The sequence below is a fragment of the Legionella bozemanae genome, from assembly GCF_900450575.1.
Lineage (GTDB): Bacteria > Pseudomonadota > Gammaproteobacteria > Legionellales > Legionellaceae > Legionella > Legionella bozemanae.
This window is the reverse complement of record NZ_UGGY01000001.1, coordinates 3,696,718-3,713,904: the sequence shown is the minus strand read 5'-3', so window position 1 is coordinate 3,713,904 and position 17,187 is coordinate 3,696,718. Positions and strand designations below refer to the sequence as shown.

Genomic DNA, 17,187 nt, shown 5'->3' with positions numbered 1-17,187 from the left:
TGTTATTATGATTTCCCAACAAGAATATCAAGCAAGAAGAAACAAATTGGCGCAGAAACTGCCCAATGACAGTATCGCCATTATTCCTGCTGCTCATGAAGTATTACGTAATGGTGATGCGCATTATCGTTTTCGACAGGATAGCCATTTTTATTATTTAACTGGATATAATGAGCCTGATGCATTGTTGGTTCTCATCACAGGAACAAATCCCCAAAGTATTTTATTTAATCGTTCACGTAATCCCGCAGAAGAGCAATGGACTGGAAAACGTCTAGGACAAGATGGGGCTTTATCTGAACTGGGCATGCACGCGGCTTTTCCAATAGACACTATTGCTGAAGAATTACCCAAATTATTAAATGGAAAATCTGCGATTTATTATGCTCTTGCGCGAAACTCAGAAATCGAAAAAACAATCATGCACTCATTGGTGACGCTTAAGGAGCAAGTACGACGGGGGGTTAAAGTTCCTGACCAGTTGTGTGATTTGGAGCCTATACTCGGTGAAATGCGTTTATTTAAAAGTGACGCTGAACTGGAATTAATGCGCCGAGCAGCAAGTATTTCTGTTAAAGCGCATGAGCATGCAATGCGTCGCTGCAAACATTTGGAACATGAGTATCAACTGGAAGCGGAGCTTGTTTATGAATTCAGTCGCCATGGTTGCCGCAGTGTAGCCTATGATCCTATTGTAGGCTGTGGTGAAAATGCTTGTGTTCTACATTACACAGAAAATAGTAAACCCTTACATCGAGGCAGTTTGGTACTTATTGATGCAGGAGGCGAGTATGAAAATTATGCTGCAGATATTACGAGAACGTTTCCCATCAATGGTAAATTCAGCCCAGAACAAAAGAATATCTATGAATTGGTACTCAAAGCACAAAAAGCTGGAATCGCGGCAATTAAACCCAGTTTGCCTTGGAATGCAGTGCAACAAATTATGGTACGTATTTTAACCGAAGGGCTAAAGGAGTTGGGCATTTTACAAGGAGATGTGGAAGAGCTAATTGCTAAAGAGGCTTATAAACCGTTCTACATGCACAATTCTGGACATTGGTTGGGACTCGATGTTCATGATTGTGGTCTTTATAAAATTAATGGCGAATGGCGCCCTTTAGAACCTGGAATGGTTTTAACTGTCGAACCTGGGTTATACATTAGCTCGAATATTCCAGGAGTAGATAAACGCTGGTGTGGTATTGGTGTGCGTATTGAGGATGATGTAGTTGTAACAAAAACAGGCCATGAAGTATTAACTGCGGCATTGCCTGTGGAGGTACATGAGATTGAGGCATTAATGCGTGATTAATAAAGAAATTGATATATTGATTATAGGTGGTGGTCTAACCGGTGCAACCTTAATGCTTGCTTTACAAGAATTAGGCTATAGTACTTTGTTGGTAGAAGCCAAGCCATTTAGTGATAAAATAAAATCTGATTTTGATGCCCGCTCCTTAGCGCTCTCACCCGCAAGTCGGCGTATTTTAAATATGCTTGGAGTTTGGGATCTCCTTAAGGATCATGCAACGGCCATAAACACAATCCATGTTTCTGATCAACATCATTTTGGGATATCGCGCCTGCAAGGAGAGTTAAATGCCCCTTTGGGTTACGTTGCGGAAATGCAACATATAAATCAAGCTTTGCATCAATTATTATCTCATGACCGGCTTATTGCTCCAGCGAGCTTACATTCTTTGGATTATGAGAACCATTTGGCAACAATTCTCACGGATTCCGGAGAACTAAATATTACGGCACGTCTTATTGTTGCCGCAGATGGTGCGCAATCTGCAGTACGTCGTTTCTGTTCGTTACCGGCAAAGACTAAGCTTTATGGTCAACACGCGATTGTAGCTAATGTGGGCTTGCTTAAGCCGCACGAGCATCGTGCTTATGAGCGTTTTACTGCACGTGGACCTTTGGCACTTTTACCCATGCAAGAAAACAGAATGTCTTTGGTTTGGGCTGTTTCTCCCAAAGAGGCGGAACACTTGTTGTCTTTAACCGAAGCTGCATTCTTACAAGAGTTACAACAGACTTTTGGTTATCGCTTGGGTCGTTTTGCTAAAGTAGGCAAACGTTTTTCTTATCCTTTACAACAAGTTTTAATGCCAATGCAAATCAAATGGCCAGTAGTTTTTGTAGGTAATGCCGCCCATACATTGCATCCAGTAGCAGGGCAAGGGTTTAATCTGGGGCTTAGAGATGTGGCTACTTTAGCCCAATGTATTGCTGAGCAAGGGCTTAATGCAGAGATGTTGCACCATTATGTGCGATTAAGATCGCATGATCAAAAAATCATTACCCGGTTAACAGATGGTTTAATTCAAGTGTTTACCAGCCGTTTTCCAGGGTTAGGTGTAGCCCGTGGGTTAGGATTGATGGCTCTTGATAATATTCCTGCTTTGAAGAACCTTTTAGCACGATATGCACGAGGGTTTGGGGGAGTAATTCCTGATTTGGTTTGTGAAATTGCTTTGCCAAAGCTACAAGAACAGTTATGAAGGAAAAGAAATGAGTCTGCAATTTAATGTATTAATCATTGGCGGCGGTATTGTAGGTTTAGCCGCTGCCTTGGCTATGGCGCAGCGTGGTTACTCTGTAGCAGTTATTGATGCGGGTTCATTAAAAGTTGATAGCAAACGCTCCGATACTCGAGTTTATGCGATTAATCATGCGTCACAGACACTGTTGCAGCAATTAAATGCCTGGCAGCATTTAGACAAGAAACGTTTTTCTCCCTACAGTCGTATGTATGTTTGGGACGCAGCAAGTGGAGCGTATATTGATTTTGATTCTCGTTACGTTGGCGCGCAGAATCTGGGAAGCATCGTTGAAGAGTCCATTTTAAAAGAAGCGTTATTGCAGCAAGTTTCCGCACAATCGTCCATTCATTTATTTCCTGACAATTGTGTCGAGGAACTATTTAGTGAGGAAGCAGGAGTTAAAGTATGCAGTACTCAACAGACTTGGGAAGGACAATTATTAATGATCGCCGATGGCGCCAATTCACCAGCACGGCAAAAACTTAAAGTGCCTCTAACCAGCTGGTCTTATGATCAGCATGCATTGGTAGCTACTGTATCTATCGAAAAGCCGCATCAACAAACGGCTTATCAAGTCTTTCATACAGATGGTCCTTTGGCATTTTTACCGCTTGCCGATGCATATCAATGCTCCATAGTTTGGTCCACCGATCCCACGCATGCGAAAAAATTAATGAGTCTTTCAGATGAAAAATTTAATGCGTCCTTGACACAGGCTTTTGCTAAAAAGCTAGGTCGGGTAGAGGTCATCAGCACGCGTCATCAGTTTCCATTACAGATGCGACATGTGAAACAGTATACAGGCGACCGCTGGTTGCTTCTTGGCGATGCAGCACATACGATCCATCCTTTAGCAGGTTTGGGTTTAAATGTTGGGCTGGCTGATGTAAGTTCCTGGATTCGGCATTTGGATGCAGCCCAAGATACCCTTTTATCCAAAAAGGCATTAGGCGCTTATCAGCGTGAGCGTAAACATGAGGTATGGCAAATTATCATGTTGATGGAAGGGTTCAAACGTTTATTCAGTAATTCTTTTACACCACTTGTTGCTCTGCGTGGTTTGGGTTTAAGTTTATGTAATGGATTTACCTCTATAAAGCGGTTATTTATTCAACATGCACAAGGGATACAGCATAAAGAAGCATAGCAAGTGGACAGAAAGAGTAGTTTATTTTTTATTTAATCATACTGCTTAATATTTATTTAATATTTCTTTTATATAATCTCCTTCAATCTAAATTTTAGCTTAGTAATTTGAGGGGATTATGTTCGCAAAATTTTATTCTTGTAAGTTTTTTGATAAAGGGGCAAGCATTGGTAGACGTTTTTTAGAGATGGGCGACCCTGTAATCGGAAATGAAATAATAAAACTTCAAAAAACTTCTTTACTTGTACGTGTAGATGGACGAGCTCCTGATATCTTTCACCAACAAGGCGGCATTCTTCCCCGTGTTCCAAAGACTCAATTGCTAAATGTTCGCCATTCCACGGTATGCGAGTATCAACGATTTAATAAAGATCCTTTTGGATGGGGTGCTTGTACCTCTTTAAAAGATTTAATGGTTTTTATGGACAAAAATAAATCACAAGCACAGAACGCATGGATACATAAGTTTTATGGTAAATCAACGTCACTCATGATGTTAAAATATAAAACAGGCATTGAAAGTGAAGGACATGATAATGAAAATGAAGAGCTCATTGTGGAACATATTCCATTCAGCCAGTTTATTGCTTCTACGTGTCCCAAATACAGAGAAAAATTCATGAGTGGCGGTTTAGTACCTAATGTCATGCATGACTATAATCCTGAGCTGCCAAAATCAATGCGCATGAGTGATTTACTTACTGAAAAAGATGTTCTTACCTGGTTATTGATCAACAATGCGGAGCAGACATTTGTTGCGCTTTGCAAAACAGTATACGCTGATATGCCTAAAGACATGTTAGAACGATTTTTTCAACATGAACCACAAATTCTGAGCGCGATTAGCAGAGCCTTGGAAGCAACAAGCGCATTACAATTGTAAGCTCTTGGATTTTAAGTCTACTAGCTCAGCGTCAAACGTGCTGCTGATTTTGACCGGAATATGATGGTCAGAGTCAAGCAGCAAGGGATTTGCTAGTGGTATTTGATCGATACGCAATGATGAGTTTAACCCTATCATTGCTTCTACACTACCAAATCCCCACTCGTTTCCTATATAGGCAAACGCATCTGAAGGATTAACTGCACAAGCAAAATAGTGTTCAATTTCTTCTTCCGTAAACTCCAGGACATCCCGATATTGTTGATATACTTCAATGTGTTCAATTGGTTTATCCATAATGGAGGCAAACTGTTCTTGAAACTGCTCACTAAAAGTGGGGAATTCAATTTTTGCAATCCAAGGATAAGAGTTTTCCTGCAGCAACTGTTGAAATGCACGAAGATAATAGGGATAAAGAAGATGTTGTATGTCATATTGACCATTCACTTTCGCAAAAAAACCCATCCCTACTGCAGTAGCTTTTAATAAAGCAGGTTTTCCTGCTTCTTTAGCCGCTTCATTAACTGCAGTAAGCAGCATCGAAATATCTTCCAACTGATGTCGAAAATATGCAGCAGATATAAAAAGTACCGCATTTTTTTTAGTAAAAGATGAATGAAATTTGTTAGGAGCTGAACGTGCAAGAAATGGAAATCCAGTTCGAATACGAGTAAGAAATTCGTTTGAATCATGGGGGCCAAGGGATGTTTGCGCCTCTTTAAAATCAGTTGGTAGATTTTTAAATAAATGGGCGAACATTGGATTATCAATTTTAGAGTTTATTGGATCCAGCATGAATAACGAATAATGCAGATAAGGATTTTCAAAAGTGGCACCCGCAAGGGAAAAGATCCCTACATCATAGGGGTTTTTCTTCATCTTTCTTCCATTCATTGCAGGATAGCCGCCTGAAGCAAAAACAGAGCTATTGGAAAAAACAATTTTTTTCCCTGCAGACAATCGTTCTGTAGGAGATAAAAGTTCGGGATGTGTTAATGGAATGCGTGCAAAAAAATCAGGTGCTTGCGGAAATGAGATTCCATTTTGAAACACACCATTTCTATCTCCGGAAACGTTGATTGCGGGTATTTTGGTTAATGCTCTACGTAGAGAAAAAGGTGCATCGGTATCATTATGAGTAAAATAATGTTGATTATAAAATATTTTTGCGGATTTTTGCGTTTTGTCGCGCAGGGGTTGAGGAAAACGTTTATCTAACCCACTCGCTTTAAATTGTGTATCAAGCCATTTCTTTGGGGGCATTGGCTTGGCGGGAATGGTTGGACGAAAGAGCGTTTTTAAAAACATATAAATCCTCAACATGCTTATTTCTGTCAAAGTTATATCATATCTAAGGTAAATTGAAAACAAAATGACCATTCTTTTAAAGACTGATCATGAATTGCCTTGTGAAAATAATAATGACATAATGGTTAATTATTATATTATTAAGGATAGCCTCTATGTATAGTCGTATTTTTGCTCAGACTGGCGCTGGTTCTGTTAAAAGATTTTTTGTTTCTTCTGCCAACAATATTCCTAATATTCGCCTCGGACGTATGGCCCCTGAGACAACCATTGATACTATTGAACAGGAATTACATACAGAGTTGAACGAAAAGGGATTGATAAAATTAGGTAAGACTTTAGAAGAAGAGCAAAAAATTTTACAGGATCTCCAGGCAAAGCAAAAAGATAGTTTAAATCAAATTAAAGAAGCATGTGTTACTCCTGCACAAAAGCGACTCGCTCAAGGATATAGTATTAACGGATTGTTCTGGAGTCTGAAACAAAAAGAAATGAATCAAATTGCAACAAAAGAAGTGTTGCAAATTAGGGAAGAGACTATTGACTGGCTAAAAGCACGACAAGAGTTGTATGCTGCACTCAAACAGAGCCACAATAAAACCCCTGAGGGTTCTGATAGAAGTTGTTCACTAAGTTGAAAAATGCCTTTGCTGAAGACATGGGCGCTAAAGCGATCGTCATTTTCAACAAAATGTGTGAACGTCACAATATGACTTATCACAATATAATCTGAAGTGAATCATCTATTTTAACTTACAAATAGAATCGCAAAGAGTCTTTTCGTCTAACAAATAGCTGGACAGACTATTTTTTTTTATTAAAATTCGCCGCAAATACCAATTATGAAGAATCAAAATGACACGAGCCGTTAAATTTTTAAATAGGGTAGATCGAGAGCAAGCTGCTGTGGAAATGAGTACAGAACAATTAGTTTTTTTCCCCGAGGAGAGCGAGTCCCAACTCAGGCTATGTCATTATTTGCAGAATCATTGCTGCCAGCCAGGCTTTAATTATCTATCCACAGATTATGATAAGGATGTAATTATAGCTGCGGCTCCTAATCTTGGTCCCAAGCAGCTGGCAGTATATGCTGGCAAAGCATTTAAGAAAGGAGAAATTGTTGGGGAAATAAAAGGTATTGATTTATTCGGTATTAGAACTAATACCGAGATAGATCGGTTGGTCAAAGAGTATCAAGGAAATTCTACCTTTATTTGGAAATTGAATTTAGATGATCAAGATAAATATGCTGTAGTAATTGATTTGTTGGAAGCAGGGACAAGTACACGCTGGGTGAACCATGCGAAAACGCCCAATTTAAAAGTAAAAGTCATTTGCCATCAACAAAAAGATGAGTTCGGAAATACTCAATTTGATTACCATGCCTATTATGTTGCAACCCGAAGAATTGCTTTTGCTGATGAGTTGACTATTTCTTATGGAGATGAATATTTTACAAAAGCGCGTCCTCAAATCATACGCCAACCACAAACTTTGGTTGAAGTCCTGCATGACTTGGCTAAAACACAAGATCAAGAGCTGACAACAAGTACAATGAGTACGCGAGAAGAAATAAAAAATTTTTTCAGCTTGCTAACTCAAAGAGCAGATATGCGAAAAAAAGAAGCTAAGAAGCAAATGTATTTGGATAAAAATTCAGATCCTAAAATTTATGATTTGCACCAATTAGAAGATGTGGCGCGCTTTCAAAAAAATCAAAAAATGGAACTGCAAAGAAACTCACCTTACCATTTAGTGATCGCACCTACAGAGCGAGGGAAAGGAGAATATCGTTACTCTTTATTTAGTGGACAGAAAATTCCAGCGAAAAAAACACTATGCCAGCTCGTTGGTCAGCAAAGGGATGATGTTCCTAAAAGGAGCAATGAGATGAACTTGTGGGCCATGCAGCAAGGTATTGATATAAATTATTTAGTGCAGTCCAGTAAGGGTGGATATCTTTATATTAAAGAAAAAGCATCAGAAGCCTATTGCCTCGAAGGGGCGAAGCAGGAACATGAAGCGAATGTTCGCTTTGATTTTAAAACCAATTCCTATATAACCACCCGTGAAATTCAACCAGGTGAAGAAATTCTTGCCTTTTATGAAGATTATGATTATAGCGCTTCACCTACGACCTTGTCGCAGGTGGTAGCTGATTTTAATGAATCCCAATATTATTACCATGCTACATGGGGTGAAGCCGGAATTAATATGGAGTATGTGATACCCAAAACTCCTGGTTATAATTTAGATGAGTTTGCGGAGCCAGTTTTCTCTTCTGAGAAAGAGCATATGGATGAGGCGAGCGTAACATTTGGTCCTGATTTTGATGAACATGAAAAAATCCTAACTCCCGGTTTTAATTTTGATGCCGTTGAACAAGAGCACCCTCAAAGTTTGGAAGAAGAAGAGTATCCGCAGGATTTGGAGAAGGAGTATCCTCAGAGTTTGGAAGAAGAGGAGCATTCAGAGGCTGAGGAAAGCGGTCTTGAAAAGATGAAATCAACTTGGCGTCCAACGTTTCAATTCAGTGGAAATTCTAATAAAAAGAAAAGAAAATATGCTGACGTCACTGTGGATGAAAATGAAAAAGGTATTGGCAATACGACATCATATTCTATTTAAATTTCAGTGGGGTAACTCAATTTGTCTGGGGATCCCCATAAATTAGTGTTACTTGCGTCAAGATAAGTGAGATAGTAACCATAGTGATATTGATCTGAATTTTAGTGAGCGCACCAGTATAAACAATAACTTGCAGAACAACATATTTTTGGGGTATCGCAAGGAAGCCATCGATTAGTGCTTATTGATAGGTATGGCGATAAAATTTCGAGAAAAATTTACGTTTACTTCATGCGAGCAAAATGTTCACGGCTAAAGGCTACTTTTTCAGCAACTGTCTCATTAGGGTGTTCTTGATGGTGTGCTTCGATCGCTCGATAGCGCTTTAAGCCTCCTTCCCTGTTTGCGATTTGAATATTTAAGCCTGGACGCGCATTCAGTTCGAGCATTAAAGGCCCTTGTTCTTTATCAAGGACGATATCTACACCAAGATAACCCAGACCAGTTAGTTCATAGCAACTGGAGGCGATCTCGAGTATTTTATTCCAATAGGGTACTTCTATATTTACAATGGGATTCAACGTGTCCGGATGATAATCGATGATGTCATTGTGAAATACTCCGCCCAGGGTTTTCCCAGTGGCGAGGTCTACTCCAACACCAATTGCTCCCTGATGCAAATTTGCTTTTCCACCGGACAAACGAGTCGGAAGTCTCACCATGGCCATGGCTGGATAACCCAATAAACTAATAATTCGAATATCAGGAATACCTTCGTAGCTTACTTCGGCAAATACGGGGTCTACTACTACTCGTTTCTCGATAATTGCATAATCTGAAGAGCCGCCAAGGCTATATGCTCCTGAAAGCAGGCACGATAAATGATAACTAAGCTCCTGGGCTGTGGTAAGTTTTCCATTAATTTGCCGATAACGGCCATAGACTTTATCTTTAAAAACTAAAATACCATCGCCGCCAGAGCCACGTGCGGGTTTCACCACGAAGTCAGTATAAGGCTCTAAGCGTTCCTCTATAGTTTTAATTTGTTGCTCCGTTTCAATGATATCGTATAAAGGTGGAACCGCGATGCCAGACTTTAGAGCCAGCTTTTTTGTTTTTAACTTATCATCAACCAGAGGAAACAGTTTTCGTGGATTGTAGCGCAATACAAAATCCGTATTGCGCTGGTTAATGCTTAATATTCCATGACTTTTTAAACGGCGAAACAGGGTAATCATTCTACATGTCCCGCAAGTGATTTAAAGCGCTTCAATTCGAACAATCGATATCCTCGATATTGTCCGAACCACAATATTAAAGCCAAAAGAACTAAAACCAATTCAGGGAAAGCGAAGATTAGATATTGTAAGGGTTCATAGCTCATTGCCCAATAAGAAATAACCGCGGCAACCAGACTGCCTATACCCGATTTTATGGCTTCTGAAGCGCCCCGCTCATCCCAAGTAATACACATGCGTTCAATGGTCATCGTTAAAATGACCATAGGGAATAAGGCAACCGATAGTCCTGCATCCAATCCAAGATTGAGACTGAATACACTAATAAAGATCATGAGTAAAATCACGACGGTAAGAATGGCCGCGAGTCGCGGTACTAAAAGTAACCTTAATTGATCCAGATAAAAGCGCGCCAATAAACCAAAGGATACAATAATGACAAAGAGGCAAATTCCCCAGATTACATGGGTTTCTCTAAAGGCTAAAGCGATTAAAACCGGCATAAAAGTCCCAAAGGTTTTAATCCCGATAAAGTTTCGCAGAATTAAGATAATAAAGGCACCTATCGGTACTGTTAATAAAATCTTATAAGTTTCCTGCACATTGACTGGCAGTTGCAATAATGAAAAACGCAACAGTTGTGAATCGGATTGCAAGCCTCGTGATTTGGCAATACTCAAGGCGTTTATGGGAGTGGGAGATACGGTTAAACTAAATTGAGCTTTTTTACCGCCAACTACGTTAAATACAGGTTCATTGCCATATTGCCAAATGAGAAAGTCTTTAGGCAGACCCGCGCCACCGGTTCTAGGATTAATATAAATCCAGCTTTTACCATTAAATACGGCTAAAAATGAGTTTAACTCGGCTTTGCTTTTCTGGGACAAATAAATTCCTTTTACTGGAATAGCAGAGATTTTAGACTGATTCAAAATTAAAATTGCTGCATTGATAAGGTGTTCATCACTAAAATCATTGCTTGTCAGTAACTTGGCATTTCCATCTTTTTTATTCAGCTCTTTAATAGTACTCTGGGCAAAGGTTTTAATATCTGCGGAGGATTGCCGTACCTGGCTGGTAATGGTTTCAACAGCTGATTTTTGGCTTTCTTCAAGCGGTTGGGTTTTGGCAGCTGGAGGAGTTGCTAATGGTGATTCATTTCCTTCAGCTTGACGAAAAATTGCTCTGTAATATAGAGATTGCGGGCCATGAGCACGTCTAATTGACCAAACTGTTTCCCGGTTATCTCCATTTAAGTTTGTTGTGACACCATAATTTCTTGATACGAAATATTCATCAAGAATAGCGAAATGTGGCGGTAAATAAGGAATATTAAAACTTGCTTTAATCGGTGTATTGGGATCTGCAACAAAACGCAAGTTGGATTCAACCATCCAACTGTTTATCGTTTCTGTGTCAGTTAAAGGCACATCGAGTACAAAGTGTCGATACAAAAAAATTCCTGTCCCAAGGATCAATAAAGTGAAAATAAGTCCATAAACATGACGCGTATTGTTTTTCATTGTTTCTTAAAACTCTGATTTCTTAATGTAAATGTGAGTGCTGGATTCACTGCACCATTAAAAGCAATGATTGCATCTCTTCCTAAAAGCAACGGATAGATGAAACGTTTGCGATTGGTTAAATTCACTTTAATTGTTCTAACTTTATCTCCAAGCTGTAAATTAAGTAGGACGACAGGGCGTTTGATTGGTGCATGTTCCATTATCTCTGATCCATGTTCTCCATCACGGACTTTAATTTTTACTCGACCTTTATATTCTGCTTCAAATACATATTCCCCACTTTTAGTAGGAACAATAAAACGTAAATAGGGCACGCCATTTTTAGTAATTTCAGTGATATTGGTTGCATTTAATGATGCGGATTTAGCTCCAGTATCTAATTTTGCTGATAAGGTTAAATCTTTCTCGGGAAACGAAACTTTCTCAACATAGCCATAAATTTGTGCTTCATTTGATGCCATAACAGGTCCAGTCATTAGTGCTGCCAAAATAAAGAGAGCAAGTATTGATCTCATTGAATCCTCTTTCCTGAGTTGTTTTAATATTTAGTGCAATATCGTAGCAGGTTTGCCTCCTAAGTCACAACCCGTAAGTAGGTTTAATGAAATATTTTTTGTACGAACTGCGTGTGATCTCTTTTATCGGATTGCAATAAACTTGTATCTTTTTGATTCATGATGAAACGATTATTGACATCAAGATCAATGATACATATAATCCGCCCCATCCTAACCCACGGCCCTTTCTGTGTGTAAGAATGTCTCTTAACGGCGAAGAAGATTCACCTTTAAAATCAGAAGAACTTGTTTTTCTCTTGGCAATCGCCGGCCGTATTGACGCGCAAAGTAGACTCCTCGCTCAAAAACTCGATAAAAACCGTTACATTTACCATGCATATGCCGTTGTAGATTCTCTAAGTTCCTCGTACAGCATGTTTAAATACTTTATGGAAGTATTTATTCGTAAGACTGATGCTGATTACATACACAAAATACTCACTTCTCCCGAAGGAATTGCTGCAATTGCTGCAGAAGCAATTTTTTTAGTGTCTTTTTCCTTCCTGGCAAGTGTTTTTGAGAAAGAAGAAAAGGATTCCGTAAAAAAATTCATAGCGACCGCTTGGCCCTATTTTCGCGATGTAATGAAGGGTTTGAAAAATGCTTACAAAGGTTGGCGAAGCACAGTGCAAATTTTAAGCCTGATCAGCGGCATGGACCTTAAGTATATGATTGTCCCTGTTGGATTGGCATTAGGTATATTTGCTGCTGCCAACCGATTTTGGATACGTAGCATGGTCGAGCATCGTAAAAAGCAAATGGATCAAAATAAAGAGCTTTTAATTGAAATCCAACAGTTGAGTTCCTTAACCCCATTAGATCGAGAATACTATTTATCACAAATCGAATATCAGTCTGATGAAGACCGAGTTTATGCTTATTTAGCGTTAGGGACAGGTGGTTTACTCGATGGTTTATATTTTTATGTTGGGGTGGTCAGCCTTGCTGTTCTTTCACCACACCTTCTTATCGCTATGTCAATCATTGGTGCGATTTATACACTCTCCTGTGTTATTTCACGAATTTATGAAGAATATGATTTTCAGTTACGCCTCGCAGCGACGCAAACTCGATGTAAATTAGCACTCACAACCAAAGAATTGGAATTGACTTATGCCAAATTGCTTGAGTTGCAAGACAAAAAAGAGAAAAAAGCGCCAGATTTACTCGAAATCGAAAGATTGAAAGGAGAGGTATGTAAGTTAATTAAGAACTTTGAAGAAGAGCGGCAATTATTAAAAGATCAAACAACGCACAGTTATTTAACCGCAGGTTTGCTAGGAATAAAGTATGGGTTATATGCTTATGGTGTATTGACCCAAATCTTATTTACGGTTACCGCAGTATTTTCAATCGCCGCAGTGAGCTTCCCCCCCGCCTTATTGGCTATATTTATCGTTTCTGGTCTGGTATTCATGATTGGGATGATGGCCTATACCTTGCATGCGCATTATCAGCATATGCAAAAACGAGAAGTAGAGCTTGAAAAAGAGCATTCTTACGACCAAATTCTGGAGATGAAGAAAAATATAGAAAAGGAAAAGGATGCTAAGATTTTAACTGCAGAGGATTTTGATGCATCATTAAAAGATGGACTGAAACCTGATCCTTCGCCGCAGACTTTTGTTCAAGAGTGGTTGGAAGTTATCCGTTCTTTTTTCTCGGGCTTATCCAAGGGGAATAATTTCTCTAATTTTGTAATGACCCCTTGTCAGGAAGTTGATTTCGAAGGAGATTATCATGATACGCCGGTAATGGGGGCATTGGCGATAGCGAGTGGCGTCTTGTTTTCATTAATTCTTGGACTGCGCGCTTTGGCACGCGGACTGGGTCGTCCGCCTAAAGGACAGGTTGTCGCTACTCCAACAGAAGGAACTGCTCCAGGCGATGAGTCGATGGATAAAATAAAAACCCAGCCGCAAGGGGAATCACGTGAGCGTAAAAGTAAAGCCTCTGATTCCCTGTCCCGACACGATTCACTTTTTTGGAATTTCTTTTCTCCTCGAAATTCAAAGCCTAAAAAACCTCCACAAGACCCAATACTGACTCATTCATTGAGCGATACCACTCTAAATCATTACCCTACTTTCGGCAGTACAATTCGGGGTTTAGATTAGGATCATTATACATTTTAAATTGATGATAGATTCTAAAAGTACGTTTTTGTGCTTTTACGTCTTCAAGTAGTTCCTTGAAACACTGGGCTAATTGTTCCAATTGTTGATTAATAATCGCTAATTTATGAGTACAGTTTTTCCGGTGCTCCTCCACAACGTCTTCACGCTTGGTTTGCAGTTCCATGTGATAAGATTTCAAGGATAAAATAGAAAGTCTGTCAATGATCATTCCCGGTGATTCAGAATGAACGGGACAAGTATGATAATCTGCAGGTTGCAGTTGGTTGAAAAGCCATTCATCCATTGCTTCCATGCGGTTATTACGTAATTGATTGAAGCGGTCAATTTCTCGTTTCGCTTGGTATACAAACTCATATCCCTGATCATCACGACGAGCCCTATCTTCTGCATGCCATAGTTGGTAGTTAAAAGCATGATTTTCTTCAACCAGGCGATAAAATTTTTCGTGTTGATGTACTATACCCGAAGCTTTCCATTGGCCGATGGCGTTTTTCTGTAGGGTGATGATTTTTTCGACATGAATGCTATCTGGCATATTTTATCCTGTATCTTTGAAAATGAATGCCAGTTTAACCTATACTGCATAGGGCTACAAATTAGGGTCCGAAGTACTTATTATAAATAGTTGTATACGTTCCATCATTTTCTATTTGCAACAAGATCTCATTTATCCTGTTAATGAGATCGGTATTTTTGGGAAGTGCGACGATTCCATATCCATTTCCCAGAACAATAGGCTGTCCTACAGTTTGAAAGTTCATTACTTTATTGATGGTAAGATACTTAACCATATTGATGTTCATTATGATTGCATCGACATCGTTATTGAGTAATGCCATGATCATTAAAGAAATTTTTGGATATTTTTTTATATTATCTTTGCTTGTATAAAGCAAAAGAATATCTTCAAGGTCGCTTGCTTTTAGGACCCCCTATTCTTTTGTTTTTAAGATCTGCAATTGTTTTTATACTTGAAGAATTGGTCAAAAATTGCCCGTCACTTGTCATATAGGGTAAACTGTAAATGTAGTTTTGTAATGCGTCTGCAGGTATTGGGCCTGGTGGAAAAGTGAGATCAAGGTTTCCCGAATTCAGTTCATCCATTTGATTGAGCATGGTAACTGGTTTGTATTCGCATGTTACATTGAGACGTTTACAAATTTCATTCATCAGATCGATGCAAAAACCAAAATAATGATTGCTGCCATCTACAGCAGAAAAAGGAGGCGCAGATCGTGAAACTCCTACTATAATGCTGTCACTGTAAGCGGGTGAATTCCCTGTTAATAGAACAACAAGAAACAGGATATGCCGAAGCAGCTTCATGCAGTTTTACCATCCTTTTGAGCATATTTAAAATCTAGGTTGCGGGCAATTATTTGTCAAATTTGCTGACTTTCAAATAGTGAGGTCGGGTCGTTCGACCTAAGGTTCTTTACTTTTTCATTTGAATTTCTTTGCATACTGCGCTTTATGCGCGCTATCCAGAACGATACCTTAAGATACTGCCGAGTTTTTCTAAAGCAAGTTTTCCTGGATACTGCGCATAAAGCGCGGTACGTAGGCGAAAAAATTTGTGGAGGTTTCTTATCAAAAAAAATGATGATTTCTCAGGTCAAAATGAACCAGCCTATTTGTTCTTTTGGATTCTGCGGGTAAGCTGTAAAACGGAGGCCGTTATTTTTGTCCTTTCTTTGCCAGGCATCTGTCTAAGGCATTAGCAAAAGCGGTTTTTTCCTTGATGCTTAATGCGGCAGGGCCGCCTGAGTATTGTCCAGCTGCCCGTAATTGTTCGTGCATATCTCTTAAATTTAAACGTTGTTTGATGTTGTTCTCAGTATATTCTTCTCCACGAGGATTAATCACCAAGCCTTTTTGGGCAATAACTTCTGCTGCCAAGGGGATATCGGCGGTAATGACCAAATCAAAGGGTTTTAAATGGGCAATGATATAATGGTCTGCACTGTCAAAGCCTTTAACGACTTGCACAAAGCGGATAAAAGGTGATTTAGGATAAGTAAGAAAGGAATTGGCCACTAAGATTAGTGAAGTGTGCGTACGGGCTGCAGCACGAAACAAGATTTCCTTAATTACTTTGGGACACGCATCGGCATCTACCCAGATATGCATATTCATTCAATTGGTTCGCGTAAATTAGAATGATTTTAGCAAGTAAGGCTGACAAGCAACATAGGCTAATTATATAATTTCAACCTTATTGATGTTTTTGTGAAGTTGAAAGAATTATAGCGTCATCCACTAAGTTCTAGGCAAGGCGCAAGTAAGGGAGGTGCAGGAGTGTACTCAAGTCCATCACTGAGCCGAACGGGCTTGCAACGATATATAGAATTTAGTGGGTGGCGCTCTAGGTTTCTAGTTCTTATTTTGGGAGAAAGTAATGAAAATTGTCGCTTTTTTTTGTTTTTCACTGTTATCTTTTTATGTTGCAGCTGCAGAATCGACTCTGCCTGTTGGATGCCAAGCTGTTGCTATTCAAGGGGAGTCAGTGACATTAAAGGCTAAAAAAAGCAGTTTGATATTTATTCATAATCTCGCTTCTACAGATGTATGGATTACGCATCCAGTTACTAATCCCAGTGCCAGTGCCGGCTGGACAACACGGATACAAGGTGGGAATTGGTCTGCATTGGCCCTGCATAAAGGCCCATTTGTTTTAAATTGTATTGAATCCAAGCCTGGCCACGAACAACAAGCACCTTGTGAAGGGCTCATTGCTGTGTGTAAATGGAAAGGGGTGAAAATTCCTGCTCAAGGTAAAGGCAGTACGTTTTGGGCAGCAGAAGATATGTCTTTATCTGCATTAACTGCTGCAGTAGGTGCACGAGGATTTGTGATTCCTGTACCAAAGAATCAGTAGTTGACAGGAATCTCGGTTACCAGTTTTGGAGGATGTAGAATGCATATGAAGTTTTTTGAGCAAAAATCAGACACAAAAAAGGATAAGGAAAAACGAATCCAGTTTGTGTTAAACCTTTATTCTGTATTATCTCGTGATCCCTCAATAAATAACGAGATGAAACAGAAAATATTGATTGGTTCATTGCTTCATACAAATCTCTCTGTAAAAGAGATTAAAGAAGATATAGTAAATGGATATATACCCAGCAATAACTGTTAAAGTTTGTGAATGCTTCCTGAACAGACGCTTTGCTGACACTTTTCTTGACGGAAATTGCTGGTGCTTGACCACTTATCTTGCTACTTTCATGGATAAGTGGTAGAACTGAGCAAATGATGCATAACTTA

Annotated in this window: 17 protein-coding genes; 9 read left to right on the top strand and 8 right to left on the bottom strand. The window is 39.3% G+C overall.

The features are described from left to right. Positions 1-7: 7 nt before the first annotated feature. The 4 genes from pepP to DY223_RS16420 all read left to right on the top strand — a co-directional run bounded on the left by pepP (position 8) and on the right by DY223_RS16420 (position 4,585). Complete coding sequence (gene pepP, locus DY223_RS16435; protein ID WP_058460795.1) at positions 8-1,315, top strand: Xaa-Pro aminopeptidase; 1,308 nt, start codon at positions 8-10, stop codon at positions 1,313-1,315. Beyond that, positions 1,308-2,513 carry a 2-octaprenyl-6-methoxyphenyl hydroxylase gene (ubiH, locus tag DY223_RS16430; protein WP_058460796.1) on the top strand — a complete coding sequence of 402 codons (1,206 nt, stop codon included), beginning with the start codon at positions 1,308-1,310 and terminating at the stop codon, positions 2,511-2,513. Before pepP ends, ubiH begins: the two co-directional genes overlap by 8 nt. 10 nt (positions 2,514-2,523) lie before the next feature. After that, positions 2,524-3,702, top strand: coding sequence for a UbiH/UbiF/VisC/COQ6 family ubiquinone biosynthesis hydroxylase (locus DY223_RS16425; protein ID WP_058460797.1), 1,179 nt, complete (start codon positions 2,524-2,526; stop codon positions 3,700-3,702). Positions 3,703-3,820: 118 nt separating this feature from the next. Beyond that, positions 3,821-4,585 carry a hypothetical protein gene (locus DY223_RS16420; protein ID WP_058460798.1) on the top strand — a complete coding sequence of 255 codons (765 nt, stop codon included), beginning with the start codon at positions 3,821-3,823 and terminating at the stop codon, positions 4,583-4,585. Here DY223_RS16420 and DY223_RS16415 read toward each other — a convergent pair. Next, the gene (locus DY223_RS16415) at positions 4,574-5,893 is read right to left on the bottom strand and encodes a hypothetical protein (protein WP_058460799.1); all 1,320 of its coding nucleotides are present in this window, start codon (positions 5,891-5,893) and stop codon (positions 4,574-4,576) included. The two genes, DY223_RS16420 and DY223_RS16415, sit on opposite strands and share 12 nt — an antisense overlap. A gap of 155 nt (positions 5,894-6,048) precedes the next feature. On the opposite strand from DY223_RS16415, the gene DY223_RS16410 reads away from it, so the two are divergent. Continuing rightward, positions 6,049-6,531, top strand: coding sequence for a hypothetical protein (locus DY223_RS16410; protein ID WP_064115064.1), 483 nt, complete (start codon positions 6,049-6,051; stop codon positions 6,529-6,531). A 217-nt stretch (positions 6,532-6,748) separates the two neighbouring features. Then, entirely contained in the window at positions 6,749-8,521 is a 1,773-nt protein-coding gene (locus DY223_RS16405; protein ID WP_058460800.1) for an SET domain-containing protein-lysine N-methyltransferase, read from the top strand. A gap of 224 nt (positions 8,522-8,745) precedes the next feature. Here DY223_RS16405 and DY223_RS16400 read toward each other — a convergent pair whose 3' ends face one another. Genes DY223_RS16400 through DY223_RS16390 form a run of 3 tightly spaced genes read right to left on the bottom strand, consistent with a single transcriptional unit; the run spans position 8,746 to position 11,740 of the window. After that, positions 8,746-9,699, bottom strand: coding sequence for an alpha-L-glutamate ligase-like protein (locus DY223_RS16400; protein ID WP_058460801.1), 954 nt, complete (start codon positions 9,697-9,699; stop codon positions 8,746-8,748). Beyond that, positions 9,696-11,222 carry an inactive transglutaminase family protein gene (locus tag DY223_RS16395; protein WP_058460802.1) on the bottom strand — a complete coding sequence of 509 codons (1,527 nt, stop codon included), beginning with the start codon at positions 11,220-11,222 and terminating at the stop codon, positions 9,696-9,698. The genes DY223_RS16400 and DY223_RS16395 overlap by 4 nt, the downstream gene beginning before the upstream one ends. Beyond that, positions 11,219-11,740 (bottom strand): ATP-dependent zinc protease family protein, encoded by a 522-nt coding sequence (locus DY223_RS16390; protein WP_058460803.1) that lies wholly within the window; start codon positions 11,738-11,740, stop codon positions 11,219-11,221. The genes DY223_RS16395 and DY223_RS16390 overlap by 4 nt, the downstream gene beginning before the upstream one ends. 242 nt (positions 11,741-11,982) lie before the next feature. Here DY223_RS16390 and DY223_RS16385 point away from each other — a divergent pair, with 242 nt between their 5' ends. Then, entirely contained in the window at positions 11,983-13,899 is a 1,917-nt protein-coding gene (locus DY223_RS16385; RefSeq protein ID WP_058460804.1) for a hypothetical protein, read from the top strand. Here DY223_RS16385 and DY223_RS16380 read toward each other — a convergent pair. The 4 genes from DY223_RS16380 to DY223_RS16370 all read right to left on the bottom strand — a co-directional run bounded on the left by DY223_RS16380 (position 13,865) and on the right by DY223_RS16370 (position 16,050). Continuing rightward, positions 13,865-14,455, bottom strand: a complete 591-nt coding sequence (locus tag DY223_RS16380; protein WP_058460805.1) for a DUF4254 domain-containing protein — start codon at positions 14,453-14,455, stop codon at positions 13,865-13,867. The genes DY223_RS16385 and DY223_RS16380 overlap by 35 nt on opposite strands. Before the next feature lie 61 nt (positions 14,456-14,516). Continuing rightward, positions 14,517-14,816 carry a transporter substrate-binding domain-containing protein gene (locus DY223_RS19565; protein ID WP_259293079.1) on the bottom strand — a complete coding sequence of 100 codons (300 nt, stop codon included), beginning with the start codon at positions 14,814-14,816 and terminating at the stop codon, positions 14,517-14,519. A 10-nt stretch (positions 14,817-14,826) separates the two neighbouring features. After that, positions 14,827-15,246: a transporter substrate-binding domain-containing protein gene (locus tag DY223_RS19560; RefSeq protein WP_259293078.1), complete on the bottom strand. Its 420-nt coding sequence runs from the start codon at positions 15,244-15,246 to the stop codon at positions 14,827-14,829. Between the two features lie 351 nt (positions 15,247-15,597). After that, positions 15,598-16,050 carry a YaiI/YqxD family protein gene (locus DY223_RS16370; RefSeq protein ID WP_058460806.1) on the bottom strand — a complete coding sequence of 151 codons (453 nt, stop codon included), beginning with the start codon at positions 16,048-16,050 and terminating at the stop codon, positions 15,598-15,600. A 268-nt stretch (positions 16,051-16,318) separates the two neighbouring features. On the opposite strand from DY223_RS16370, the gene DY223_RS16365 reads away from it, so the two are divergent. Continuing rightward, on the top strand, positions 16,319-16,798 hold the full coding sequence (locus DY223_RS16365) for a hypothetical protein (RefSeq protein WP_058460807.1): 480 nt from the start codon (positions 16,319-16,321) through the stop codon (positions 16,796-16,798). A 39-nt stretch (positions 16,799-16,837) separates the two neighbouring features. After that, positions 16,838-17,059, top strand: a complete 222-nt coding sequence (locus tag DY223_RS16360; protein WP_058460808.1) for a hypothetical protein — start codon at positions 16,838-16,840, stop codon at positions 17,057-17,059. Positions 17,060-17,187: the final 128 nt, after the last annotated feature.

Bases quoted from the DNA above. Each gene is read 5' to 3' on its own strand.
- pepP (WP_058460795.1), top strand. From the start codon at position 8: ATGATTTCCCAACAAGAATATCAAGCAAGAAGAAACAAATTGGCGCAG.
- DY223_RS16425 (WP_058460797.1), top strand. From the start codon at position 2,524: ATGAGTCTGCAATTTAATGTATTAATCATTGGCGGCGGTATTGTAGGT.
- DY223_RS16420 (WP_058460798.1), top strand. From the start codon at position 3,821: ATGTTCGCAAAATTTTATTCTTGTAAGTTTTTTGATAAAGGGGCAAGC.
- DY223_RS16415 (WP_058460799.1), bottom strand. From the start codon at position 5,893: ATGTTTTTAAAAACGCTCTTTCGTCCAACCATTCCCGCCAAGCCAATG.
- DY223_RS16410 (WP_064115064.1), top strand. From the start codon at position 6,049: ATGTATAGTCGTATTTTTGCTCAGACTGGCGCTGGTTCTGTTAAAAGA.
- DY223_RS16405 (WP_058460800.1), top strand. From the start codon at position 6,749: ATGACACGAGCCGTTAAATTTTTAAATAGGGTAGATCGAGAGCAAGCT.
- DY223_RS16400 (WP_058460801.1), bottom strand. From the start codon at position 9,699: ATGATTACCCTGTTTCGCCGTTTAAAAAGTCATGGAATATTAAGCATT.
- DY223_RS16395 (WP_058460802.1), bottom strand. From the start codon at position 11,222: ATGAAAAACAATACGCGTCATGTTTATGGACTTATTTTCACTTTATTG.
- DY223_RS16390 (WP_058460803.1), bottom strand. From the start codon at position 11,740: ATGAGATCAATACTTGCTCTCTTTATTTTGGCAGCACTAATGACTGGA.
- DY223_RS16385 (WP_058460804.1), top strand. From the start codon at position 11,983: ATGTCTCTTAACGGCGAAGAAGATTCACCTTTAAAATCAGAAGAACTT.
- DY223_RS16380 (WP_058460805.1), bottom strand. From the start codon at position 14,455: ATGCCAGATAGCATTCATGTCGAAAAAATCATCACCCTACAGAAAAAC.
- DY223_RS19560 (WP_259293078.1), bottom strand. From the start codon at position 15,246: ATGAAGCTGCTTCGGCATATCCTGTTTCTTGTTGTTCTATTAACAGGG.
- DY223_RS16370 (WP_058460806.1), bottom strand. From the start codon at position 16,050: ATGCATATCTGGGTAGATGCCGATGCGTGTCCCAAAGTAATTAAGGAA.
- DY223_RS16365 (WP_058460807.1), top strand. From the start codon at position 16,319: ATGAAAATTGTCGCTTTTTTTTGTTTTTCACTGTTATCTTTTTATGTT.
- DY223_RS16360 (WP_058460808.1), top strand. From the start codon at position 16,838: ATGCATATGAAGTTTTTTGAGCAAAAATCAGACACAAAAAAGGATAAG.